We start from the raw sequence: 5,049 nt of genomic DNA on the forward strand, positions 1-5,049 counted from the left end.
GAGCGGTGAACATGAAGATTTACACCTTTGTAGAGAGAGGTTTTGTAAATAAGTTCGAAGTGATTAATGACGCTATCGAAAAGCTCAGGGACGCCGCAAACATCGTTGAGGTAGAAGGGAGCATAGGTAGAGCAAGAGACGTGCTCGTGACCATTGAAAATGCAGCACGTTATCTTGAATGGAGCCGCGAAGTGACGGATCAAGCTGACCGGCGAGCACAGGTTTTTTTAGATCTGCGAGGTATTTTTACAGCAATTGACCAGCAGGAATCAGCTGAATTAGTACTGAAAAAAATAAGAGTAAAACTGAAAGAAGCCCGGCAACTGGCGCAAAATTGGAGTGAGGGATTTGAGGAGGCGTTGGCGAAATAATCTATGTTAACACACACAGGCAAAGTCGTGACATGATGTTTCATGAAAAGAAAACTGTTCAAACGTACTCCAAGTTCTAAAGGTTGACTCAAATCAGGTCCAGACAAACGGTTATTTAAAGACATTTGACAATACATAAATTCAGCAGGTTTTATTTTCCGAGGGCCTTATAAAACAGGGTTTCTGATCAAGACAAAGAATCCGTGAATATATTTGATGTTATGGCCGCATAGTCTCAGTTAACAGGAGAAAAATCAATGTCAGCCGAATTATTTGAAAGGTATCGAGATGAAATTGAAGATAAATATCGAGAGATGACACCAAAATCACGAGCCATGCTTGGAACGGCTAAACAGTATGTAGCCGGAGGAGTTACTAGGGAAACCTGCTGGTGGAAACCATATCCCGTTTTTGTCGAAAGAGGTGAAGGCTGCTATCTTTATGATATCGATGGGAATGTTTTTCTTGATCATAATAATTGCTTCACAGCCGCTTTATTGGGGCATGTTCATCCAAAAGTGGTAGCCGCCATGAACGAGGCCGCACCCAAACTGCTTGGCGCGGGAGCGGCCACGGAAAGCATTCATCAATGGGCCAAGATTTTATGCGATCGATTTCAATCCGTGGACAAAGTACGATTTTGCTGCTCTGGCACTGAAGCCGTTATGTTTACATTTCGCGCCGCTCGCGCGTATACCAATAAAAATAAAATTATGAAACAAAGGGGTTCTTACCACGGGACGATAAATGAGGTGGAACCCGACATGCCTACTTCTTCAAAGGGCCTGCCCAAAAACGCTGCGGCGGATATGATTTATGCGGACTATACAAATATAGAAGAAATCGAAAAACTTGTTCAAGACAACAAGGAAGACTTAGCCGCGATTCTCGTGAACGGAATATGGTTTTCCAAGGAGAATGATTATTTGAAATTTATTAAAGAGCTCGCACATGAAAATAACATTCTTCTTATTATGGATGAGGTCATGAGTTTCCGGTACGCGTTAGGCGGCGCTCAGGAGTACTTCAATGTTATGGCGGACCTTACCGCCTTTGGAAAATTCATTGGCGGAGGCGGGTTGGCGGTAGGTGCTTTTGGTGGCCGGGATGACATTATGAGTCTTTTTTCTCCATTGGAACAAGATGAACCGGTGCACCACTCTGGAACTTTTTCAGCAAATCCCGTCACCGTAGCGGCCGGTATTGCAGCATTAAATGAAATGACGCCCGAACTCATCGCAAGGCTCAATGCTCTTGGAGGTGAGCTTAGAACAGGCTTTAAGGAGGCTTTCCAGGAGATGGAAATCCAGGGAGGTGTAAGCGGTGAAAGCTCTCTTACTATGATGCGCATTGGCGCACCCGCCATAGATCCCCGCCGCGCTTCGGCCCCGGAAACACATCAAGAAATTATGAGGCTTTTTGGACTCTCACTCCTTAACAAAACAATGTTTACTCCGGCATCCGGTTCATTATGGGCTCTTTCCGAACCTATGACAGAAAACGAAATTGATCAAACTGTATCGGCAGTTAAAGAGACCCTCGATGAATTACGTCCTTTGATAAAGGAAGCGACACCTGAGCTTATCTTGACTTAACAGACCTTCTAAATGACAAAGCAAGCAGTGATGTTAAAAAATGTGCCTAAAACGTACAGTTGATAATTCTAAAGAACTTTTTATTACCTTAAAAAAAGGAGAATCATTAAATGAGTGAAAGATCAGGCAAAATACAAACCGTCTTGGGGTTTATTGATCCTGCCGAGCTTGGATACACCCAACCTCACGAGCACCTCCTCGTTATATTAATACCGGCCCTGCAAAGGGAGGAGGCCGTGGGAGAAGAAATCCGAATGGACAACCTCGGGTGGAATCGGCAGAACTGGACTAGCAACCCTGAAAATCTGCGGGTTACCAGTGAAGAAGACCTCATTGAGGAAATGAGGGACTACAAGGAAGCAGGGGGCGGAGCCGTGGTCGAGTTATCCCTCACTGACATAGCTCGCGATCCCGAAGGGATGGCTCGCATCTCAAAGGCAACCGGGGTTCATGTGATTATGGGTGCGGGTTATTACGTGCAGCCCTATCATCCCCCGGAAGTCGAGAGTATGTCAGAAGAAGAAATCGCTGAAGAGATCGTCCGTGACGTGATTGAGGGAGTTGACGGCACAGGGATCAAATCGGGCATCATCGGGGAGATAGGTTTGAACTGGCCCATTCACGACAATGAGGCCAAAGTATTGCGCGCTTCCGCCCGGGCCCAACAGGAAACAGGCGCGGCCCTGAATATTCATCCCGGACGAACTTCAGCTGGCCCGATGGAGGCTATGCGCATCGTAATGGATGCGGGTGGTGATCCGGAGCGAACGGTTATGAGTCACATTGATCGCACACTATTCAGCCTGGAAGACATGCTCGAACTCGCGCAAACCGGATGTTATCTGGAGTGGGATCTTTTCGGACATGAAGCGAGTTACTATCCGCTCGCTCCCATTGACATGCCGAACGACGCGGTCAGGATTGATTACATCATCAAACTTATTGAGGCGGGATATCGGGACAAATTACTCATCTCCCAGGACATCTGTACAAAAGTTCAGCTGAAGAAATACGGCACTGACGGATTTAGCCATATCTTGAAAAACGTGCTGCCGATGATGGAGCGTAAAGGAATGAGCCAGGAGGATATTGAAATAATAACAGTTAAAAATCCAGCCCGTATGTTAACTTTTAAATAAATTTAAAATAGTAATATCTAAGTTTTCCTTGCTGATTACTTATCAAGTTCCAGCATGATGGAATATTTCACTCAAAACAGGTCTGCGCCCTTTATAGGAATATTAATGTTTCTTAAAGGCGTTTCAAATATTTGGATTGGTTTTACCGGAGTATTAACCTTATGCCTTATTCATTAAAACAGAACTAAAATGGGCAATTCAGGTTCTGGGACAGGCAAACTAAAGGCGTTGCCGTGTATTCTACGTGTATTCTAATGGTTATTAAACAAGGAGTAGACAATGCGTTCTAGAAAATGTTGGGTTTTAGTGTTTCCATTGGTTTTCATTCTTTTTATTCTGACTTCCAGTGGTTCTTTGGCCGGATCCAAAGATACGGTTTTAGTGGGAGAGCTTTATCATCCCACGACCATAGACCCGTTTCAGTACAGGGGCTCTAAAGATGCGGTTGTGTTTGGCGCCATGTTTCAGTCGTTGATGGGAATAGATGATAAATCAGGAGAAATGGTACTTAGTCTGGCTCAGTCAATAAAAATACTAGAAAATGGCAGGGATATCCAGGTAAGGCTTCGAAAGGGTCCAAAATTTTCTACGGGTGATCCTGTCACGGCGGCCGATTTTCGATTCTCCTGGCAGCAGCATACAGATAAAATTAATAAAAGCCTGTTAAGGTCGGTTTACGCCAGAATAAAGGATGTCGAAATAATCGATGATTATAGCTTCATCTATCGCTTTAACAAACCATATTCGCCCTGGGAAAGCTTGATGAGCATGTCCATCGGTTCGAAGAAGTATTATGACAAAGTAGGGCGGGAAGTATGGATTAAAAAACCGGTCGGCAGCGCTCCGTTTACCTTGGTCGAACGAAAGATTGGAGAAAGCGTTATCCTGCAAGCCGTTAAAAATCATCACGATACCAAGGTGGGTTTCAACACTTTAAAAATTCTCAGCGTCCCGGATGAGATGACTCGATTGGCCATGATGGAAACAGGCGAACTGGACCTGATATACAAGGTTCTGCCGCACCATACCAAAAGGCTTGCGCGCAACAAGCGGATCAAAATCAAGAGATCCGGAATCACGCCAAGTTTCTATTACATTTCATTTCGCATGGTTAACGATCCAGCTATCACGGATTTAAAATTGAGAAAGGCCTTCCAATACGCTATTAACAGACAGGAAATTATTGACAACATCTATTTTAAAGAAGGATATCCTCATTACATGGCATGCGAATCCTTTGAATTGGGTTATAACCCAGACCTTAAATACAAATTTGACCCGGAAAAGGCCCGGAAGCTGATCAAGGAATCATCCTATAAATCTGGCACTCCGTTAATGCTTACTTACACCGATTTTGTACCTAATGGATCCCAGCTCGTGTCCGCGGTCCAGCAGTACTTAAAAAAGGTGGGTGTGACTGTTAAACTGCAGTATATGGAATCAGGCACCTATTTGACCTATTCACGAAAGAAAGACAAGAGAATCGGCGCCATGTCCCTCTCATCCTGGCCAGGCAGTCGTGATCCTGTTTGGCGTATCATGTTAGCTATAAAAAGTGATGGCTATTATACCTGGTACCCGAACAGACCTAACAAGGATGTCATTGACAAATTAATAAGCGAGCAGTCGGTCGAAATGGACAAGAAGAAGCGATCAGTCATCCTGAAAAAGATGCATCTGCTGCTCAGAGAAGATCCTGACATCATTCCAATATTTGGGCTGAACATGATTTACGCCATGCAGGATCGTATTGATTACGACTGGGTACCGGTTACCGGGGAAATAGCACACTTCTGGAACATAAAGATCGTGAAGTAGTGTAAACTTTTCTTAACTAGTGCCTGTCCGGGAATGAGGTAATTCAGTTCAGGATAAGCGTCAAATAGCAATTGTCAATCGTTTCATTTCGAATGGTCGAAATGAATTTAACTTATTTAAGTTAAA

4 protein-coding genes are annotated in these 5,049 nt (G+C 44.2%); all 4 read left to right on the forward strand.

Translation table 11 applies throughout. The annotated features are described in order from the left end of the window. Positions 1-11 precede the first annotated feature (11 nt). The 4 genes from JRI95_16225 to JRI95_16240 all read left to right on the forward strand — a co-directional run bounded on the left by JRI95_16225 (position 12) and on the right by JRI95_16240 (position 4,923). Positions 12-371: a hypothetical protein gene (locus JRI95_16225; protein MBW2063090.1), complete on the forward strand. Its 360-nt coding sequence runs from the start codon at positions 12-14 to the stop codon at positions 369-371. A 257-nt stretch (positions 372-628) separates the two neighbouring features. Beyond that, entirely contained in the window at positions 629-1,966 is a 1,338-nt protein-coding gene (locus tag JRI95_16230) for an aminotransferase class III-fold pyridoxal phosphate-dependent enzyme (GenBank protein ID MBW2063091.1), read from the forward strand. Between the two features lie 110 nt (positions 1,967-2,076). Beyond that, complete coding sequence (locus JRI95_16235) at positions 2,077-3,105, forward strand: TatD family hydrolase (GenBank protein ID MBW2063092.1); 1,029 nt, start codon at positions 2,077-2,079, stop codon at positions 3,103-3,105. A 279-nt stretch (positions 3,106-3,384) separates the two neighbouring features. After that, entirely contained in the window at positions 3,385-4,923 is a 1,539-nt protein-coding gene (locus tag JRI95_16240; protein ID MBW2063093.1) for an ABC transporter substrate-binding protein, read from the forward strand. Positions 4,924-5,049 lie beyond the last annotated feature (126 nt).

Source organism: Deltaproteobacteria bacterium (genome assembly GCA_019308995.1).
In the GTDB taxonomy this organism is placed as follows: Bacteria; Desulfobacterota; Desulfarculia; order Adiutricales; family JAFDHD01; genus JAFDHD01.